Raw genomic sequence first — 16,093 nt, 5'->3', positions numbered from 1 at the left:
AATGAGCCAAGACAATTGTGCCCACAGTCCGCCACTATGCACGACACACGGTGGCAGTCGATGGTTGTGCTCTTTCAGCGCCCCAGCTTCGACCGGACCATGCCGACCAGGGCGTTCAGTTCCTCGATGCGCATTTTGCGTGCGGCGACGTAGAACACGGCCAGAAGTGCGGCAGCGCCGACGACCAGAGCGGCCAGCGACCCGAGGACCCCGCTGCCGAGCGACTGCATGATGCCGTAGACCGCGGCCCCGGAGATGATCGTGGCCGGGATGCTCGCGCCGGCCAGCCGCGCGTAGGTCCGGACGACGTGCGCGGTGTCGAGATCGCCGTCCATCCGCTTGCTCAGACGCTGCCAGGCCACGCCGACGCCGATGATGTACGCCAGGCCGTAGGAGGCAGCCATGCCGACCACAGCCCAGCGGGCGGGCAGGACCAGGAAGCACAGGGCGGAGGCCGCGGCGTTCACGGCGGCGACGATCACCGTGTTGTAGAAGGGGGTGCGGGTGTCCTCGTACGCGTAGAAGGCGCGCAGGACGACGTACTGCACCGAGAAGGGGATCAGACCCACGCCGAAGGCCATCAGCATGTAGCCCATCGGGACCCCGGCGCCGGACGAGCCGTAGACCAGCGTGCACAGCGGGATACCGAGGGAGAGGAAGCCGAACGAGATCGGGACGATGGCGACGGCGGAGGTGCGCAGGCCCTGCGACATGTCGTCGCGGACGGCTCCGGCGTCACCGTCGTGCGCGGACCGTGCCAGCCGTGGCAGCAGCGCCGCCATCACGGAGACGGTGATGATCGCCTGCGGCATGTTCCAGATCAGCTGGGCGCTGGCGTACGAGATGAAGCCGGTGCCCGGGTGTCCCTGCTGGTCGGCGGTGTTACCGGCCCAGGTGGAGAGCTGGGTGACGACGAGGACGCCCGCCTGGTTGGCGAGCACGAACAGCACCGTCCACTTGGCGAGCTTGGCGGCCTTGCCCAGGCCGTGGCCCCGCCAGTCGAAGCGCAGCCGGAGCTTGAAGTCGGCGTCGCGCAGGTACGGGATCATGGCCAGCGCCTGGACGACGAGCCCGAGGAGGGTGCCGATGCCCAGGAGCCGGATGCCCTCGTCGGGGATGGTGGTGACGCCGATGTGCGAGGTCTTCGCGGTGCCGTAGACCCAGATGAACAGGCCGAAGGTGGCGATCATGACGATGTTGTTGAGGACCGGGGTCCACATCATCGCGCCGAAGCGGCCACGGGCGTTGAGGATCTGGCCCATCACCACATGCAGGCCCATGAAGAAGATCGTGGGCACGCAGTATCGGGTGAACGCGACCGCGACCTCGTTGGCTGCCGGGTCGCGGGAGATGTCGAAGGAGACCAGTTTCACCAGGAGCGGCGCGGCCACGACCGCCAGGACCGTCAGCACGCCGAGGACCACGATGACCAGGGTCAGCAGCCGGTTGGCATAGGCCTCGCCGCCGTCGTCGTCCTCCTTCATCGCGCGCACCAGCTGCGGGACGAAGACGGAGTTCAGTCCGCCGCCGATGGTCAGGATGAAGATCATCGTCGGAAGTTGGTAGGCGACCTGCCAGGAGTCACCCAGCACCGCACCACCGAGCGCCGCGACGATCAGCGCCGAGCGGACGAAGCCCGTCAGACGGGACACCATCGTGCCGGCGGCCATCACCGCGCTGGACTTGAACAGGCCGGAGGCCCGGCCACCGGACGGCTTGCCGGCCGCCGCCACGGGGGCGGGCTCCGGCTCCGGCGCGGACTGCTGCGGTACGGCCTCGGGGCCGGGTGCTGCGGGCGGGTGTTGGGGCTCGTAGTGCTGCTGGTCCCGGTAGAGATGCGCAAAGGCATCCGGCTCCGGACGTTCCTGGGCGGCCTGGGTGATCAGGTCGTCGACGCCCAGGAACTGGGTGGTCGCCGCGGCGTCGCCATACGGGAGATTGCGGCTGGGCCCCTGGGGCTCGGGCGGCGGAGGTGAGGCCCACAGCTGCGGATCGGGGGCGTGCCGGCCGGCGGCAGGCTGCTGGTAGAGCGGCTGTGTGGGCTGCCCCGGCGCCTGCCCCTGGGGCGGCGGGTGCGCGGCGCGGTCGTAGAGCGCCTCGGTCACCGGGTCCTGTGCCGTCGGGTCCTGTGCGCGGTGCGGATCGTTGCGGTAGGCGTCCTGGACGTAGGGGTCCTGGTCCGCGGGCAACGGGGGCGTCGGAGGGACCGGCCCGTTGGGGTCGCCACTGGCGCCCCGGCCCCGGTCACCGTCGTACGGCGAATTCATCGCTGCCCCACCTCATCCGTAGCCGGCCGTCCGGCCCCGCCATCTATCAACGGTCCACTTTCTCACCTGAGCCGGACGGGTCGGAGCTTTCCGAACCGGTGTCCGGCGTGGGGTCACTCGGCTGCTCGGGTTCGTCGCCGTCCGTGCCGCCGTTGTCGCCGTCCGTGCCCGTATCGCCGTCCGTGCCCGTATCGCCGTCGGTCCCGTCTCCGTCGGATCCGTCCCCGTCGGTTCCCTCTCCGTCGGTTCCGTCCTCGGCACGCCGGCCGGCTGCCCGCTTGCGCTGGAGGTAGATCCGGACGCCGGCGAGGACGAGCAGCAGCACGCCGCCCGCGATGACGAGCATCACCGTCGCGGTGATCTCCGTGACGTTCACCTGGAACATCATGGGCTTACCGTAGGGCTTTCCGTCCGAGGTGTAGAGCTGGGCGGTCACCCACGCCCGGCCGTTCGCATTCGCTGTGGTGTCGAACTTGAACGACTGGCTGTGCCCGCCTTCCACCGTGATCGTCTGCGGCTTCCCCGCGTCCAGTCGGTTCGGCTGCGAAGAGGTCAGCCTCAGCGTCATGTCCTTGACGCCCTGGAACAGGTTGTTCTGGACCGTCACCGGAATCGTGGCGCTGCGCCCGGAGAGCGTCGCCTCCGACTTCTGGATCAGGTGCACCTTCTTGGTCAGGCCGTCGAGGTAGCTGCGGACGGAGTGACGGAACGCCTTGGCGTCGGTGGGATCCCGTCGCCACTGCGTCGACATCTCGCGCATTATGGCGTTGCCGAACGGGGTCACCACGCGCTCCGGCTGGGCCAGGATCACCTGGTAGTCGTCCAGTGCGGCCTGGGTGCCCTGGATCTGCCGGAAGGCCCCCGTGGGGAGCTCCTGCCGCCGCAGCGACGACGGGTAGGCGCTGCCGCTCGGGACGTGCCGGGTGGCCGCGCGGTCGGGCTTGGCCTTGGCCGCGCCGCTGAGGTTCAGCGGCTGGGTCCAGCGGTCGGACTGCTTGAGCTCCCGCAGCGCGGTGGCCATCGCCTGGGCCTGGCTGACCGACGGCATGCGCTGCGGTGCGACGACGATGCTGCGCTGCCGGCCGGGGTCCTCAAGGTTGATCATCTCTGTCTGGGCGAGGAACTCCTGGACCGCGTGGGCGGAGTTTCCCGCCTTCGACATATCGCCTTCGAAGGCCCGTGAGAGCTGCGCATCCGCGACGACGGCGGTGTTGCCGCCGCCGATGGGCCGGGCGGCCGTCGGGGTGTAGGGCAGCCCGCCGGCCTCGCGGAGGCTGTCACTGCGGGTGATCACGTTGTGCGCACCGGCCGAGGTCGCGACATCGACGATGGAGGAGTCGATCGCGCCGTCGACGGGCCAGGCGAAGTCCGTGCGCGGTTTGACGCCGAGGATCGTGTCCACGGTCTTGTCGGCAAGGTCGGTGGCCGGACCGAGGTGGCTGAGTGCGCTGGGCACGCTCTTTCCGTGGTGGGCCAGCGAGGCCAGGTCAGGGTCGGCGAAGGGCAGCGCGACCACCTCGTGGGTCTTGACCGCTTCCTCGAGTTCGTGGAGCCACTGCTTGGCGACCGCCTGGTTCTTGCCCATGCGGCCGTCCGGGCCGTTCACCCGGTACGACTTGGTCATCGCGTCGACCGTCGCGAGCAGGTCGGGATCGATGACGAAGGTCACCGGGAGGTTCTTGCCCAGCGCGACCATCTGCTGCAGCCGGCCACCGGGCGCGAGCTCGGCCGCGAGATCGTCGTCACGGAAGACCGGGGTCTGCTGGGCGTCGGGGTTGGTCTCCGCCGTGAGGTGCGTGGAGGAGATCAGTGGCCACATGTACGTGAGCTGCGTCTTCTTCTCGGCGTCGGACTCCTGCCAGGGGAGGAACGTCCGGTCGAAGCCGAGGACCTGCCCGGCCGGCGCGGACGCGGAGCGCCCTGACAGAGAGATACCGAGCTGGTACACCCCGTCCTTGCCGAGATCGAGATCCTTGACCGGCACGCTGAGGCTGAAGGGCTGGCTGACGCCGGGCTCCAGCTTGCCGATCTTCTCCGTGTGCCCGTCGACCGCTTCGCCGTCCGCGCCCGGCAGATAGCCGGTGCGACGGGACAGGCTCTCGATGGAGCTGCGGCCGCCGATTGCGGCGCCGCGGTGCATGGCGACCTTGGCGTCCGTGATCGTGCTGCGGCCGTCGTTGATCAGCGTGCCGGAGACGGTGACCGTATCGCCCTTGGACGGGGCGGACGGGGACATCGAGTCGATCGTCACGTCGACGGTCCGGGAGCCGGTGGGAGCCGCCTGGGCGGAGGGAGCGTGCGGGACCTGGAGCAGCCCCACGAGAAGGAGCACTCCAGTGAGCAGTGTCACGGTCCTTCGCAGCCATCGACCACGCGGCCGTTCAGTCGCCTGGAACCCTGCCGCCTCGGCCACGCGCTCGCCCGTCCCTCGTCGTCGTCTGTGGTCGTCGGAATGTGCGTCCACGAATGGTAACGAGGCCCGCCGCGCCGGAGTGCCAGGGACTGCTCCACATGATGGCGACGCAGCGGGCAGTGTGCCCAGCCTGTCCCCTTTATTACGTGACGCCTGGGGCTGCGCGGCCACGTACCCTGTTTTGTTGTGCCGAACGCCAACAATGACCTCCCCGCCCCGCTCTCCGAGCGGACCCCGCAGTCGACGAACGCGCTGAACCATGTGCAGCGTCGTGCCGTGAGCGAGCTGCTGCGGGTGTCCCCGGTTGCGGATGACCTGGCCCGTCGATTTCAGGAGGCCGGGTTCACACTTGCCCTGGTCGGCGGGTCGGTCCGGGATGCGCTGCTGGGGCGGCTCGGCAATGACCTGGACTTCACCACCGATGCCCGCCCCGAGGACGTCCTCAAGATCGTCCGCCCCTGGGCCGATGCGGTCTGGGAGGTCGGTATCGCCTTCGGGACGGTCGGCTGCAAAAAGGACTCGTTCGACATCGAGGTCACGACCTACCGCTCCGAGGCATACGACCGCACCTCCCGCAAGCCGGAAGTGTCGTACGGGGACACCATCGAGCAGGACCTGGTGCGCCGGGATTTCACGGTGAACGCCATGGCGGTGCTGCTGCCGCAGAAGGAGTTCGTCGACCCGCACGACGGTCTGGAGGACCTGGCGGCGCGCGTACTGCGGACGCCGGGGACGCCGCAGGAGTCGTTCTCCGATGATCCGCTGCGGATGCTGCGCGCGGCCCGTTTCGCCGCGCAGCTGGACTTCGAGGTCGCGCCCGAGGTCGTCGCCGCGATGAAGGCGATGTCGGCTCGCATCGAGATCGTCTCCGCGGAGCGTGTGCGGGACGAGCTGAACAAGCTGATCCTGGCGCCGCACCCGCGCGAGGGGCTGCGGCTGCTGGTCGATTCGGGCCTGGCCGACCAGATCCTGCCCGAGCTGCCCGCACTGCGGCTGGAGAGTGACGAGCATCACCGTCACAAGGACGTCTACGAGCATTCGCTGACGGTCCTGGAGCAGGCGATCGACCTCGAGGAGGACGGTCCCGATCTGGTGCTGCGGCTGGCGGCCCTGCTGCATGACATCGGCAAGCCCAGGACGCGACGCTTCGAGAAGGACGGTCGGGTCTCCTTCCACCACCACGAGGTGGTGGGCGCGAAGATGACCAAGAAGCGGATGACCGCCCTGAAGTACTCCAACGACATGATCAAGGACGTCTCGCGGCTCGTGGAGCTGCATCTGCGCTTCCACGGCTATGGGACGGGCGAGTGGACGGACTCCGCGGTCCGCAGGTATGTGCGGGACGCCGGCCCGCAGCTGGAGCGGCTGCACAAGCTCACCCGCTCGGACTGCACCACCCGCAACAAGCGCAAGGCCGGTGCCCTGTCCCGTGCCTATGACGGGCTTGAGGAGCGCATCGCGCTGCTGCAGGAACAGGAAGAGCTGGAAGCGATCCGCCCGGATCTGGACGGTAACGACATCATGCAGATTCTGGGTCTTCGCCCGGGCCCCGAGGTCGGCAAGGCCTACAAGCAGATGCTGGAGCTTCGGCTGGAGCACGGCCCCATGGACCGTGAGGCGGCCATCGCCGCACTGAAGGAGTGGTGGGCTACGCAGAGCTGATGTTTCACGTGAAACGTGCGGTCGATCAGCCGGCACGTTTCACGTGAAACGAGGAGCGGTGTTTCACGTGAAACACCGCTCCTCGCCTATCCGATGCCTTCAGGCCGGCTACTTCGCGGCAGTCAGGCAGAGCACCATGGCGGTGTCGGCGCGCCTGCGGCGGTGCGTTTCCTTGACGTAGGCCGGCTGACCCGCGGGGCACACGGACGTGTCCGAGGTGCCGTTGTGCACGGCGGTCACCTTGTACTGGGCCTTCGAGGTCCCGCAGTCCACCACTTCGAGGCCGTCATCGAGCGAGCTGCTGGACTTGTGCACGCAGTCGCCGACCTCGGCGGATTCTGCGTCGTCCATGCTGCTGATCCAGCCGACGGCGATGACGATCAGCCCGATGACGAGCCCGATGCCCTTCAAGATGGCCTTGGGGGAACGGCTCTTGGCAGGCCGCGGCGGCGGCACGGGAGGTCCGCCCTGCATGTACGGCTGCTGCGGAGCCATGGGGTAACCCGGCGGTGGCTGCTGTCCGTACGGAGCCTGCGGCTGCGCGGGGTGGGCGTAGCCGCCCTGGGGCTGGCCATAAGGAGCCTGCGGCGCTTGTGGTGCCTGCGGATAGGGGTTCTGCCCGTAGGGCGGCTGTCCGTATGGCTGTTGTCCGTACGGCGCCTGGCCGTACGGATTCGCGCCCTGAGGCGGCGTGGTCATGGGATTCCCCCGGTTTTGATGTGTACAGGCTTGTGTAGGACGCCCGTAAGGTATCCGGTCCGGGTGCCCTGCCGCAGAAGCCGGGGTACTCACCGCACGGGGGAGGGCCTCGCTCCGCGACCGAAGCGGACCCCGGCCGCGGCCACCAGCGCGTACAGCACGGTCACCACGCCCAGCAGCGCGGTGGACCGTCCGTCCGGAGGCAGCATGAGGGCCGCGACCGCGGCAGCGCCGACGTAGGCGACGTTGAAAAGGACGTCGTAAATGGCGAAGATCCGGCCGCGGAAGGCGTCGTCGACGGAAGACTGGACGATGGTGTCCGTGGAGATCTTGGTCCCTTGCGTGGTGAGGCCGAGCACGAACGCGGCAGCCAGCATCGGCCCCGGCGTGAAGAACAACCCGAGGGACGGCACCAGCACTGCGTCCATCGCGGCACAGCAGACGATCCAGCCGAACGCGGTCAGCCGTGTGACGGCCCAGGGCGTGACGACGGCGGCGGTGAAGAAACCTCCACCGGACACCGCGACGGTGATCCCGAGCAGTGCCAGGCCCTCGGATTCGGTGTCGGACCAGGAGTACCGGCACAGCATCAGCACCATGACCGTCAGGGCTCCGTAGCAGAACCGGATCAAGGTCATCGCGATCAGCGCGCGCGCCGCGGTGCGCCGCTCGGCGAGATGGCGCAGACCCTCCGCCAGTCCGCGCACCGTGCTCAACAGGGCTTCCCGCAGATGCGGTTGGAGGCGTGCGGGGTCGGGACCGAGCAGCTGCGGCGTCATGCGCAGCGAGGTGAGGGCCGAGCAGAAGTAGAGGGCCGCGGCGAGCAACACGACGAACGCGTCCACATCCGAGCCGGCCAGCCGGATGGCGAAGGCGAGCCCGCCGCCGGCCGTCGCGGCGAGCGTTCCGGCAGTGGGGGCAAGGGAGTTGGCCATGACCAGCTGTTGTCCCCCGTCGACCACTCTGGGGAGCGCGGCCGAGAGCCCGGCCAGGACGAAGCGGTTCACGGCGGTCACGGCCAGGGCCGAGACGTAGAAGAGCCCGTCAGGGACATCCGACACGATCAGCGCCGCGGTCACCATGGCCAGCAGGGTCCGCAGCAGATTGCCGTACAGCAGGACCTGTCGGCGCCGCCAGCGGTCGAGCAGCACCCCGGTGAACGGCCCGAGGAGTGAGTACGGCAGCAGCAGGATCGCCATGGCGGAGGCGATGGCTTCGGGCGAGGCCTGCTTCTCGGGTGAGAAGACGACGAACGTCGCGAGTGCGACCTGGAACACCCCGTCAGCCGCTTGGGACAGAAGCCGTGCGGCAAGGAGCGAACGGAAGTCGCGGAGCCGGAGTAATACGGACAGGGCGCGCACCGCATGCATGAGGCACAGCCTCACACAGCCCGCAGGCCTCCGGGTGGAATACCCGGAGGCCTGCGGAGGGAGAGTGCGTCGGGCGTCTCAGCGCTCGACCTCGCCGCTGATGAACTTCTCGACGTTCTCCCGCGCCTCGTCGTCGAAGTACTGCACCGGCGGCGACTTCATGAAGTACGAGGACGCGGAGAGGATCGGGCCACCGATGCCCCGGTCCTTGGCGATCTTCGCGGCGCGCAGGGCGTCGATGATGACTCCGGCGGAGTTCGGGGAGTCCCAGACCTCGAGCTTGTACTCCAGGTTCAGCGGGACGTCACCGAAGGCACGGCCCTCGAGCCGGACGTAGGCCCACTTGCGGTCGTCCAGCCAGGCCACATAGTCCGAGGGGCCGATGTGGACGTTGTCCTCGCCCAGTTCACGGTCGCGGATCTGAGAGGTGACGGCCTGCGTCTTGGAGATCTTCTTGGACTCCAGGCGCTCGCGCTCGAGCATGTTCTTGAAGTCCATGTTGCCGCCGACGTTCAGCTGCATCGTGCGGTCCAGGATGACGCCCCGGTCCTCGAAGAGCTTGGCCATCACACGGTGTGTGATCGTGGCGCCGACCTGCGACTTGATGTCGTCACCGACGATCGGGACACCGGCCTCGGTGAACTTGTCCGCCCACTCCTTGGTGCCGGCGATGAAGACCGGGAGGGCGTTGACGAAGGCGACCTTGGCGTCGATGGCGCACTGGGCGTAGTACTTCGCCGCGTCCTCGGAGCCGACGGGGAGGTAGCAGACCAGGACGTCGACCTGCTTGTCCTTGAGGACCTGGACGACATCGACCGGGGTCTCGGCGGACTCCTCGATGGTCTGGCGGTAGTACTTGCCCAGGCCGTCGAGGGTGTGGCCGCGCTGGACCGTCACGCCGGCGTTCGGCACATCGCAGATCTTGACGGTGTTGTTCTCGCTGGCGCCGATGGCATCCGCGAGGTCGAGCCCGACCTTCTTGGCGTCGACGTCGAAGGCGGCCACGAACTCGATGTCACGCACGTGGTAGTCGCCGAACTGCACGTGCATGAGGCCGGGCACGCGGCTCTTCGGGTCGGCGTCCTTGTAGTACTCGACGCCCTGTACCAGCGAGGCGGCGCAGTTGCCCACGCCGACGATGGCTACGCGAACCGAACCCATTCCGGTTGCTCCCTGTGATCTCGATGAGGCTCCGCACGACGGAACCTCATGTGGTGGTGTCATCGGACGGATCCGGCCGGGAACCACCCCGGTGCCGGGGCAGGCCGCCCGTATCTCTTGACTGGTGCTTGCTGTCCTGTGCTGCGGGATCCGGTGCGCGCTGATCGCGCCCGGCACGCTCACTTTCGATGAGCTCGTTCAGCCAACGGACTTCGCGCTCCACGGACTCCATGCCGTGCCGCTGCAGTTCGAGGGTGTAGTCGTCCAGCCGCTCGCGGGACCTGGCCAGGGAGGTGTGCATCCGCTCGAGGCGCTCCTCCAGCCGGCTGCGGCGGCCTTCCAGCACACGCATCCGCACGTCCCGCGACGTCTGGCCGAAGAATGCGAAGCGGACGCCGAAGTGCTCGTCCTCCCACGCGTCCGGTCCGGAGTGGCCGAGCAGTTCCTCGAAGTGTTCTTTGCCCGCTGCGGTCAATCGGTAGACGATCTTGGCTCGGCGCCCTGTCAGAGCCGCGGCCGGTACGGCCTCCGGGGCGCCGTCCGTCTCCTCGATGAGCCAGCCGTTGGCGACCAGCGCCTTGAGGCAGGGGTAGAGGGTGCCATAGCTGAACGCACGGAAGACCCCGAGCGAGGTGTTGAGCCGTTTCCGCAGCTCATAGCCGTGCATCGGGGACTCGCGGAGCAGGCCGAGGACGGCGAACTCGAGGATGCCGGAACGTCTGCTCATCCTCCACCTCCCTGGTCTGTGCCTTCTTTATGTCGTGCTGATGTATCGACTCGATACATCCAGACGATAGAACGGTCACCTGGGTGGAACAAGAGGGGGGATGGTGAACGGCGTCACATCACTGAATCGTGCTAATCAACCTGACTGATTTGGAGTGAATTTCAACACTGGGCAGGTTTTGGACGTGCGTAGTCTGTGCGGCATGCAGACTGCCGGGAACCGCGGGCCGATATCTGACGTCCCCGTCCTCGGTGTATTGCGGTTCGCGCCTCAGGAGCGAGCCGTGCATCGGGGGGACCTGAAGACAACTGCCGCCTTCAGGCGACGAGATAGCGCGCCTGCCCGAGGAGTATTCGTTCCATGAGCGAGCACCGTCGCAAACCGCCACAGCCGCAGAGTGGCGGACGTGCCGCGGCCCGACGCGCCGCACAGCCACCAGGGCGTCGTGGCGCCCCTTCGCGTGGCTCCGCTGCCGGCCCTGCCTCCCCCTCCGAGTCGTACGGCGACGAGCCGCGGCAGGGTGGGCGTGCCGAGGCCCGCAGAGCCGCTCAGCGCAGCGGCCGCCGCAGGGCGCCCGAGTCTGCTGGGATGGGCTCCGGTGCCGGAGCCGGCGGCCGCGGTGGCGGAGGCCGGCGCGGTGGTGGCGGCGGCCCCGAGGGAGGCCGCGGTCGCGGCAGCGGAAAGCCTGCCAAGAAGCGTCTGATCGATTACCCGCGCGCCAACCGCAGCGGCTGGCGACGCTTTGTGCCGTCCTGGAAACAGGTCGCCAGTCTGTGCGTCGGTTTCATAGGGCTGATCGTCGGCGTTTCCGGAGTCGCGCTGGCCGTGGTGCACGTTCCCGACGAGAGCCTGGCGGCCAAGTCGCAGAACAATGTCTATCTCTGGGCCAATGGCAAGGTCATGGCTCGCGACGGTGAGACAAACCGGCAAAACGTCACGATCAATGAAATTCCGCGTTCGATGCAGAATGCGGCAATCTCCGCGGAGAATGCCTCGTTCCGGACGGACTCGGGCGTGGACCCGATGGGTATCGCGCGCGCCGTGTTCAACATGGCCAAGGGTGGCGAGACCCAGGGCGGATCGACGATCACCCAGCAGTACGTGAAGAACGCGATGCTGAGCCAGCAGCAGACCATCGACCGCAAGTTCAAGGAACTGTTCATCGCGATCAAGGTCGGCTGGTCGAAGAACAAGGACCAGATCCTCCAGGGGTACCTCAACACGAGCTACTACGGACGCGGTGCCTACGGCATCCAGGCCGCGGCTCAGGCGTACTACGGCGTGGACGCCGCCAAGCTGAAGCCGGACCAGAGTGCCTTCCTGGCCACGGTGCTCAAGGGTGCGGATCTGTATGACCCCGCGGGTGGTACCAGTCCGGGAGCCACCCGGGCGGCGAACACCAAGCGTGCCGAGGCGCGCTGGTCCTGGATCCTCGACCGCGAGGTCGCCAATCACCTCATGTCGAAGGCGCAGCGGGACTCGTACCGGGGGAAGTTCCCCAAGCCGAAGCTGCCGAAGCCGGTGGCCAGCAAGAGCGGTCAGATCGGCTACATGATGGACACCGCGAAGAAGTATGTGCTGAAGCACTCCGGGCTCAGTGAGGCGCAGTTCGACAAGGGCGGCTACACGATCCGGACGACCTTCGACGAGAAGCGGACCAATCAGCTCGAGACCGCGGTCAAGAAGGTCGACAAGCGGTACATCGACCCCAAGAAGCGCGCGAAGGACAAATACGTCCAGTTCGGTGGCGCCTCGGTGGTACCGGGAGACGGCAAGATCGTCGCCCTGTACGGCGGTGAGGGCTACGACAAGGGGCACTTCAGCAACAACGCCGATACCTTCGGTGTGCCGGTCGGCTCGACCTGGAAGCCGTTCGTGCTCGCTGCGGCGATGAAGTACGGAACGGCCAAGAGCGAGGGTCAGCCGATCTCGCCGGACAGCCGGTACAACGGCAATGACCACCTCAAGGTGAAGGACGCTGAGGGTAACTTCGTCCGGAAGCGGGACAACTCGGTCTTCTATCAGGAGAACGAGAGCAACCACCCCTGGGGCTACATCCCCTTGACCAAGGCGATGGAGCAGTCCGTCAACACCCCCTTCGTGCAGCTCGGCATGGATGTCGGGATGAGCAAGGTCCGGGACATGGCGCAGTCGGCGGGCATTGCGCCGGCCAGTTTCGACAAGAACCTGAACCCGTCCTTCGCGCTGGGCACCTCCACGCCGAGCGCGATCCGGATGGCCGACGCCTACGCCACGTTTGCCGAGTCGGGCACGAAGGTCGAGCCGTATTCGGTGACCAAGGTGACGTTCGAGGGCGAGGACCTGCCGGGCTTCGACAAGCCCAAGTCCGAGACGGGGATGGACGCCAACATCGCCAACAACGTGACCAAGGTGCTGAAGAACGTCATCCAGAACGGCACCGCGACGGAAGCCAAGAAGCTGAACATGCCGGCAGCGGGCAAGACCGGTACCACCGACCAGAACAAGTCGGCCTGGTTCGTCGGCTACACCAAGCAGCTGTCGACGGCCGTGTCGATGTTCCGTGAGGACGCGCAGAACCCCCGTCAGCTGTCCATGAACGGTGTCGGTGGCTTCGACTCGATCCACGGTGGTGCGCTGCCCACCGAGGTGTGGACCGAGTACATGCTGCAGGCGATGAAGGGCGTCACCCCGGAGGACTTCCAGCCCGCCACGCCCATCGGGGACCGGGTGGACGAGGACGGCATGCCGACTCCGAAGCCGACCCCCACGCCGTCGGACACGCCGTCGAACACTCCGTCGGAGACTCCCAGCGAGTCCGCTCCCCCGACGAACTCTCCCAGCCCGAGCCCGTCGCAGTCCTGCTCCCCCTGGGACATCAACTGCAAGAACAGCGGTGGTGCCAGTAGCGGCGGAGGCAACGGAGGAGGAACGGGCGGACCTGGTGGTCCGGGCGGTGGCACCGGAGGCACCAGTCCGACGCCTGCCCCGACGGACGCAACCGGTGGTGGCGGCTGGTTCGGTGGCCCGACCGGTTGACGAGCACCGACCGTTTCACGTGAAACGCTGAATGTTTCACGTGAAACATGGAGCCACGAAGCCCCCGCCTGGATTGTCCGGGCGGGGGCTTCGCCGTTTTCCGTCCACGGCCGTACGGCAGGATGGGGCCATGACGAGCGTGCGACGGGACGAGTCGGTGCGGCCGACGAAGCGGGATGAGGTGGCGGCGGCCGGCAGCGAGCTGATCGGAGGGCCGATCGGCCGGCACGCGCTGCTCGGAACGAGTTGGCTGACGCCGGTCCGGGTCATCGCGCTCGTGGCCATCGGCATGTTCGCGCTCGGCATGGTGCAGAAGCTGCCGTGCTACAACGGCGGCTGGTTCTTCGGGGCCACCAGCCAGTACACCCACGCCTGCTACTCCGACATCCCCCACCTCTATGCGGGGCGGGGCTTTGCCGAGGGGCTGATCCCGTACTTCGACCGGCTGCCCGGCGATATGGAGTATCTCGAGTACCCGGTGCTCACCGGTGTCTTCATGGAGGTGGCCTCCTGGATGACGCCGCACGCAGGTGGCATTCAGCAGCGCGAACAGATCTACTGGCTGGTCAACGCCGGCATGCTGATGATCTGCGCCGCCGTGATCGCCGTGTGCGTGACCCGCACCCACCGGCGGCGCCCCTGGGACGGCCTCCTGGTCGCCCTGGCGCCCGCCGCCGCCCTCACCGCCACTATCAACTGGGATCTCCTCGCGATCGCCCTGACCGCTGCCGGGATGCTGATGTGGTCACGCAGCCGGCCGCTGGCGGCCGGTGTCCTCATCGGGCTGGCCACCGCGGCGAAGCTGTATCCGGTACTGCTGCTGGGCCCGCTGCTGGTGCTGTGCTGGCGCGCGGGAGCCTGGCGCGCCTACCGGAAGGCGGTGGCCGGTGCCCTGGTGTCCTGGCTGGTGGTGAATCTCCCGGTGATGATCACGCATGATGCCGCGGGATTCCACATCCGGGAAGGCTGGGCGAAGTTCTACACGTTCAGCCAGGAACGGCCCATCGACTTCGGATCGGTCTGGCTGCTGATCTCGCAGCGCACCGGGAATCCCCTGGAGAACGCCAATACCTACGCCACCCTGCTGATGATCCTCGGCTGCGGTGCCATCGGCCTGCTGGCCCTTTATGCGCCGCGCCGGCCGCGCTTCGCCCAGCTGGCGTTCCTCGTCGTTGCGCTGTTCATCCTCACCAACAAGGTCTACTCGCCGCAGTACGTCCTGTGGCTGACCCCACTCGCCGCGCTGGCCCGGCCGCGCTGGCGGGACTTCCTGATCTGGCAGGCCTGCGAGGTCATGTACTTCCTGGGGATCTGGATGTACCTCGCCTACACAGGAAACGGCGACAAGCACCAGGGGCTCCCCACGGAGGGATACCAACTGGCCATCGCCCTGCACCTCTTGGGCACCCTCTACCTGTGTGCCGTGGTGGTACGGGACATCTGGCTGCCGGAGCGCGACGTGGTCCGCAGGGACGGGGACGACGACCCCTCGGGCGGAGTCCTGGACCACAGTCCTGATGTGTTCGTGCTCGGCAGGAGCCACCACCAGCCGCGGCACGCGATGCAGTTCGAGGCGGCGCCACGGGTGCGCTGGGGCGTCGTACGGGAATGAGCCGGCACCGGCGTGGTGCACCGAGGGCCCGGTGCCGCAGGGAATGTCTGCGGCACCGGGCCCTCGGTCTGTCCGGGCGGGGTCTGGGACGGCTCAGCGGTCCACGAGGCGGTCGTACTGCGTGGTGGTGTGCCGCAGATGGGCCACGAGCTCCTCGCCGACCTGCGGCTGTGGGGCATCGCCCGGCACGAACAGGATCGACACCTGCATGTGCGGGGGCTCCGCGAACCAGCGCTGCTTCCCGGCCCACACATAGGGCGCGAGATTGCGGTTGACGGTGGCCAGGCCGGCCCGCGCCACGCCCTTGGCACGCGGCATCACCCCGTGCAGAGCCTTGGGTGATTCCAGGCCGACACCGTGCGAGGTGCCGCCGGCCACCACGACCAGGTAACCGTCGGAGGCCGCCTTCTGCTGGCGGTAGCCGAAGCGCTCGCCCTTGGCGATCCGGGTGACGTCGAGCACCGAACCGCGGTACTCGGTGGCCTCGTGGTCGCCCAGCCACAGCCGGGTACCGATCCGCGCGCGGAACCGCGTCTGCGGGAACTGCTGCTGGAGACGGGCGAGTTCATCGGCCTTGAGGTGGCTGACGAACATGGTGTGCAGGGGGAGGCGGGCCGCGCGGAGACGGTCCATCCAGCCGATGACCTCCTCGACCGCATCGGACCCGTCGGTGCGGTCCAGCGGCAGGTGGAGCGCGAAGCCCTCGAGCCGGATGTCCTCGATGGCCGTGGCCAGCTTCGGCAGGTCCTCCGGCTTGACGCCATGGCGCTTCATGCTGCTCATGACCTCGATGACCACGCGGGCGCCGACCAGGCCACCGACGCCCTCGACGGAGGAGACCGAGCGGATCGCCCGGTCGGGCAGCGGCACCGGCTCCTCGCCGTGTCGGAACGGCGTCAGGACGAGCAGGTCGCCGCTGAAGAAGTCCTTGATACGGGCCGCCTCGTAGGTGGTCCCGACCGCGAGGATGTCGGCACCCAGGCGGGTCGCCTCGTCGGCGAGGCGCTCATGGCCGAAGCCGTAGCCGTTGCCCTTGCAGACCGGGACGAGCCCGGGGAACTGCTGGAGAACGCTCTGCTGATGCGCCCGCCAGCGCGCGGTGTCGACGTAGAGGGTGAGCGCCATGGCCGGGCCCGGAACCTTTCTCGTGGCTGCGGTGTGTCA

General features: G+C 67.9%; 10 protein-coding genes. 3 read left to right on the top strand and 7 right to left on the bottom strand.

What is annotated here, in order from left to right; all coding sequences use genetic code 11:
• Positions 1-74: 74 nt before the first annotated feature.
• Positions 75-2,267 (bottom strand): murein biosynthesis integral membrane protein MurJ, encoded by a 2,193-nt coding sequence (gene murJ / locus EST54_RS06310; RefSeq protein WP_129245861.1) that lies wholly within the window; start codon positions 2,265-2,267, stop codon positions 75-77.
• 46 nt (positions 2,268-2,313) lie between these two features.
• On the bottom strand, positions 2,314-4,617 hold the full coding sequence (locus EST54_RS06305; protein WP_129245859.1) for a DUF6049 family protein: 2,304 nt from the start codon (positions 4,615-4,617) through the stop codon (positions 2,314-2,316).
• Positions 4,618-4,866: 249 nt separating this feature from the next.
• Between EST54_RS06305 and EST54_RS06300 the strand changes: the two genes are divergently transcribed.
• Positions 4,867-6,342, top strand: a complete 1,476-nt coding sequence (locus tag EST54_RS06300) for a CCA tRNA nucleotidyltransferase (RefSeq protein ID WP_129245857.1) — start codon at positions 4,867-4,869, stop codon at positions 6,340-6,342.
• Positions 6,343-6,450: 108 nt separating this feature from the next.
• Here EST54_RS06300 and EST54_RS34825 read toward each other — a convergent pair whose 3' ends face one another.
• The 4 genes from EST54_RS34825 to EST54_RS06280 all read right to left on the bottom strand — a co-directional run bounded on the left by EST54_RS34825 (position 6,451) and on the right by EST54_RS06280 (position 10,299).
• Entirely contained in the window at positions 6,451-7,041 is a 591-nt protein-coding gene (locus EST54_RS34825; RefSeq protein ID WP_174857398.1) for an LppU/SCO3897 family protein, read from the bottom strand.
• 89 nt (positions 7,042-7,130) lie between these two features.
• Positions 7,131-8,411: an MFS transporter gene (locus tag EST54_RS06290; RefSeq protein WP_129245855.1), complete on the bottom strand. Its 1,281-nt coding sequence runs from the start codon at positions 8,409-8,411 to the stop codon at positions 7,131-7,133.
• Between the two features lie 78 nt (positions 8,412-8,489).
• Positions 8,490-9,572: an inositol-3-phosphate synthase gene (locus tag EST54_RS06285; protein WP_129245853.1), complete on the bottom strand. Its 1,083-nt coding sequence runs from the start codon at positions 9,570-9,572 to the stop codon at positions 8,490-8,492.
• A 46-nt stretch (positions 9,573-9,618) separates the two neighbouring features.
• Positions 9,619-10,299 (bottom strand): PadR family transcriptional regulator, encoded by a 681-nt coding sequence (locus tag EST54_RS06280; RefSeq protein ID WP_129245851.1) that lies wholly within the window; start codon positions 10,297-10,299, stop codon positions 9,619-9,621.
• A 360-nt stretch (positions 10,300-10,659) separates the two neighbouring features.
• Here EST54_RS06280 and EST54_RS06275 point away from each other — a divergent pair, with 360 nt between their 5' ends.
• Entirely contained in the window at positions 10,660-13,317 is a 2,658-nt protein-coding gene (locus tag EST54_RS06275) for a transglycosylase domain-containing protein (RefSeq protein ID WP_372448240.1), read from the top strand.
• Positions 13,318-13,447: 130 nt separating this feature from the next.
• Entirely contained in the window at positions 13,448-14,929 is a 1,482-nt protein-coding gene (locus EST54_RS06270) for a glycosyltransferase family 87 protein (protein ID WP_129245849.1), read from the top strand.
• A 93-nt stretch (positions 14,930-15,022) separates the two neighbouring features.
• Here the strand turns inward: EST54_RS06270 and EST54_RS06265 are convergent, their stop codons facing one another.
• Positions 15,023-16,054: an alanine racemase gene (locus EST54_RS06265; RefSeq protein WP_093484180.1), complete on the bottom strand. Its 1,032-nt coding sequence runs from the start codon at positions 16,052-16,054 to the stop codon at positions 15,023-15,025.
• Between the last annotated feature and the right edge of the window lie 39 nt (positions 16,055-16,093).

This window comes from Streptomyces sioyaensis (assembly GCF_004122735.1).
Taxonomy (GTDB): Bacteria; Actinomycetota; Actinomycetes; order Streptomycetales; family Streptomycetaceae; genus Streptomyces; species Streptomyces sioyaensis.
This window is presented reverse-complemented; position numbering and strand designations above follow the sequence as displayed.

Excerpts from the sequence above, each read along its gene's own strand:
- EST54_RS06265 (WP_093484180.1), bottom strand. The coding sequence starts at position 16,054 with ATGGCGCTCACCCTCTACGTCGACACCGCGCGCTGGCGGGCGCATCAG.
- EST54_RS34825 (WP_174857398.1), bottom strand. The coding sequence starts at position 7,041 with ATGACCACGCCGCCTCAGGGCGCGAATCCGTACGGCCAGGCGCCGTAC.
- EST54_RS06275 (WP_372448240.1), top strand. The coding sequence starts at position 10,660 with ATGAGCGAGCACCGTCGCAAACCGCCACAGCCGCAGAGTGGCGGACGT.
- EST54_RS06285 (WP_129245853.1), bottom strand. The coding sequence starts at position 9,572 with ATGGGTTCGGTTCGCGTAGCCATCGTCGGCGTGGGCAACTGCGCCGCC.
- murJ (WP_129245861.1), bottom strand. The coding sequence starts at position 2,267 with ATGAATTCGCCGTACGACGGTGACCGGGGCCGGGGCGCCAGTGGCGAC.
- EST54_RS06280 (WP_129245851.1), bottom strand. The coding sequence starts at position 10,299 with ATGAGCAGACGTTCCGGCATCCTCGAGTTCGCCGTCCTCGGCCTGCTC.
- EST54_RS06270 (WP_129245849.1), top strand. The coding sequence starts at position 13,448 with ATGACGAGCGTGCGACGGGACGAGTCGGTGCGGCCGACGAAGCGGGAT.
- EST54_RS06290 (WP_129245855.1), bottom strand. The coding sequence starts at position 8,411 with ATGCATGCGGTGCGCGCCCTGTCCGTATTACTCCGGCTCCGCGACTTC.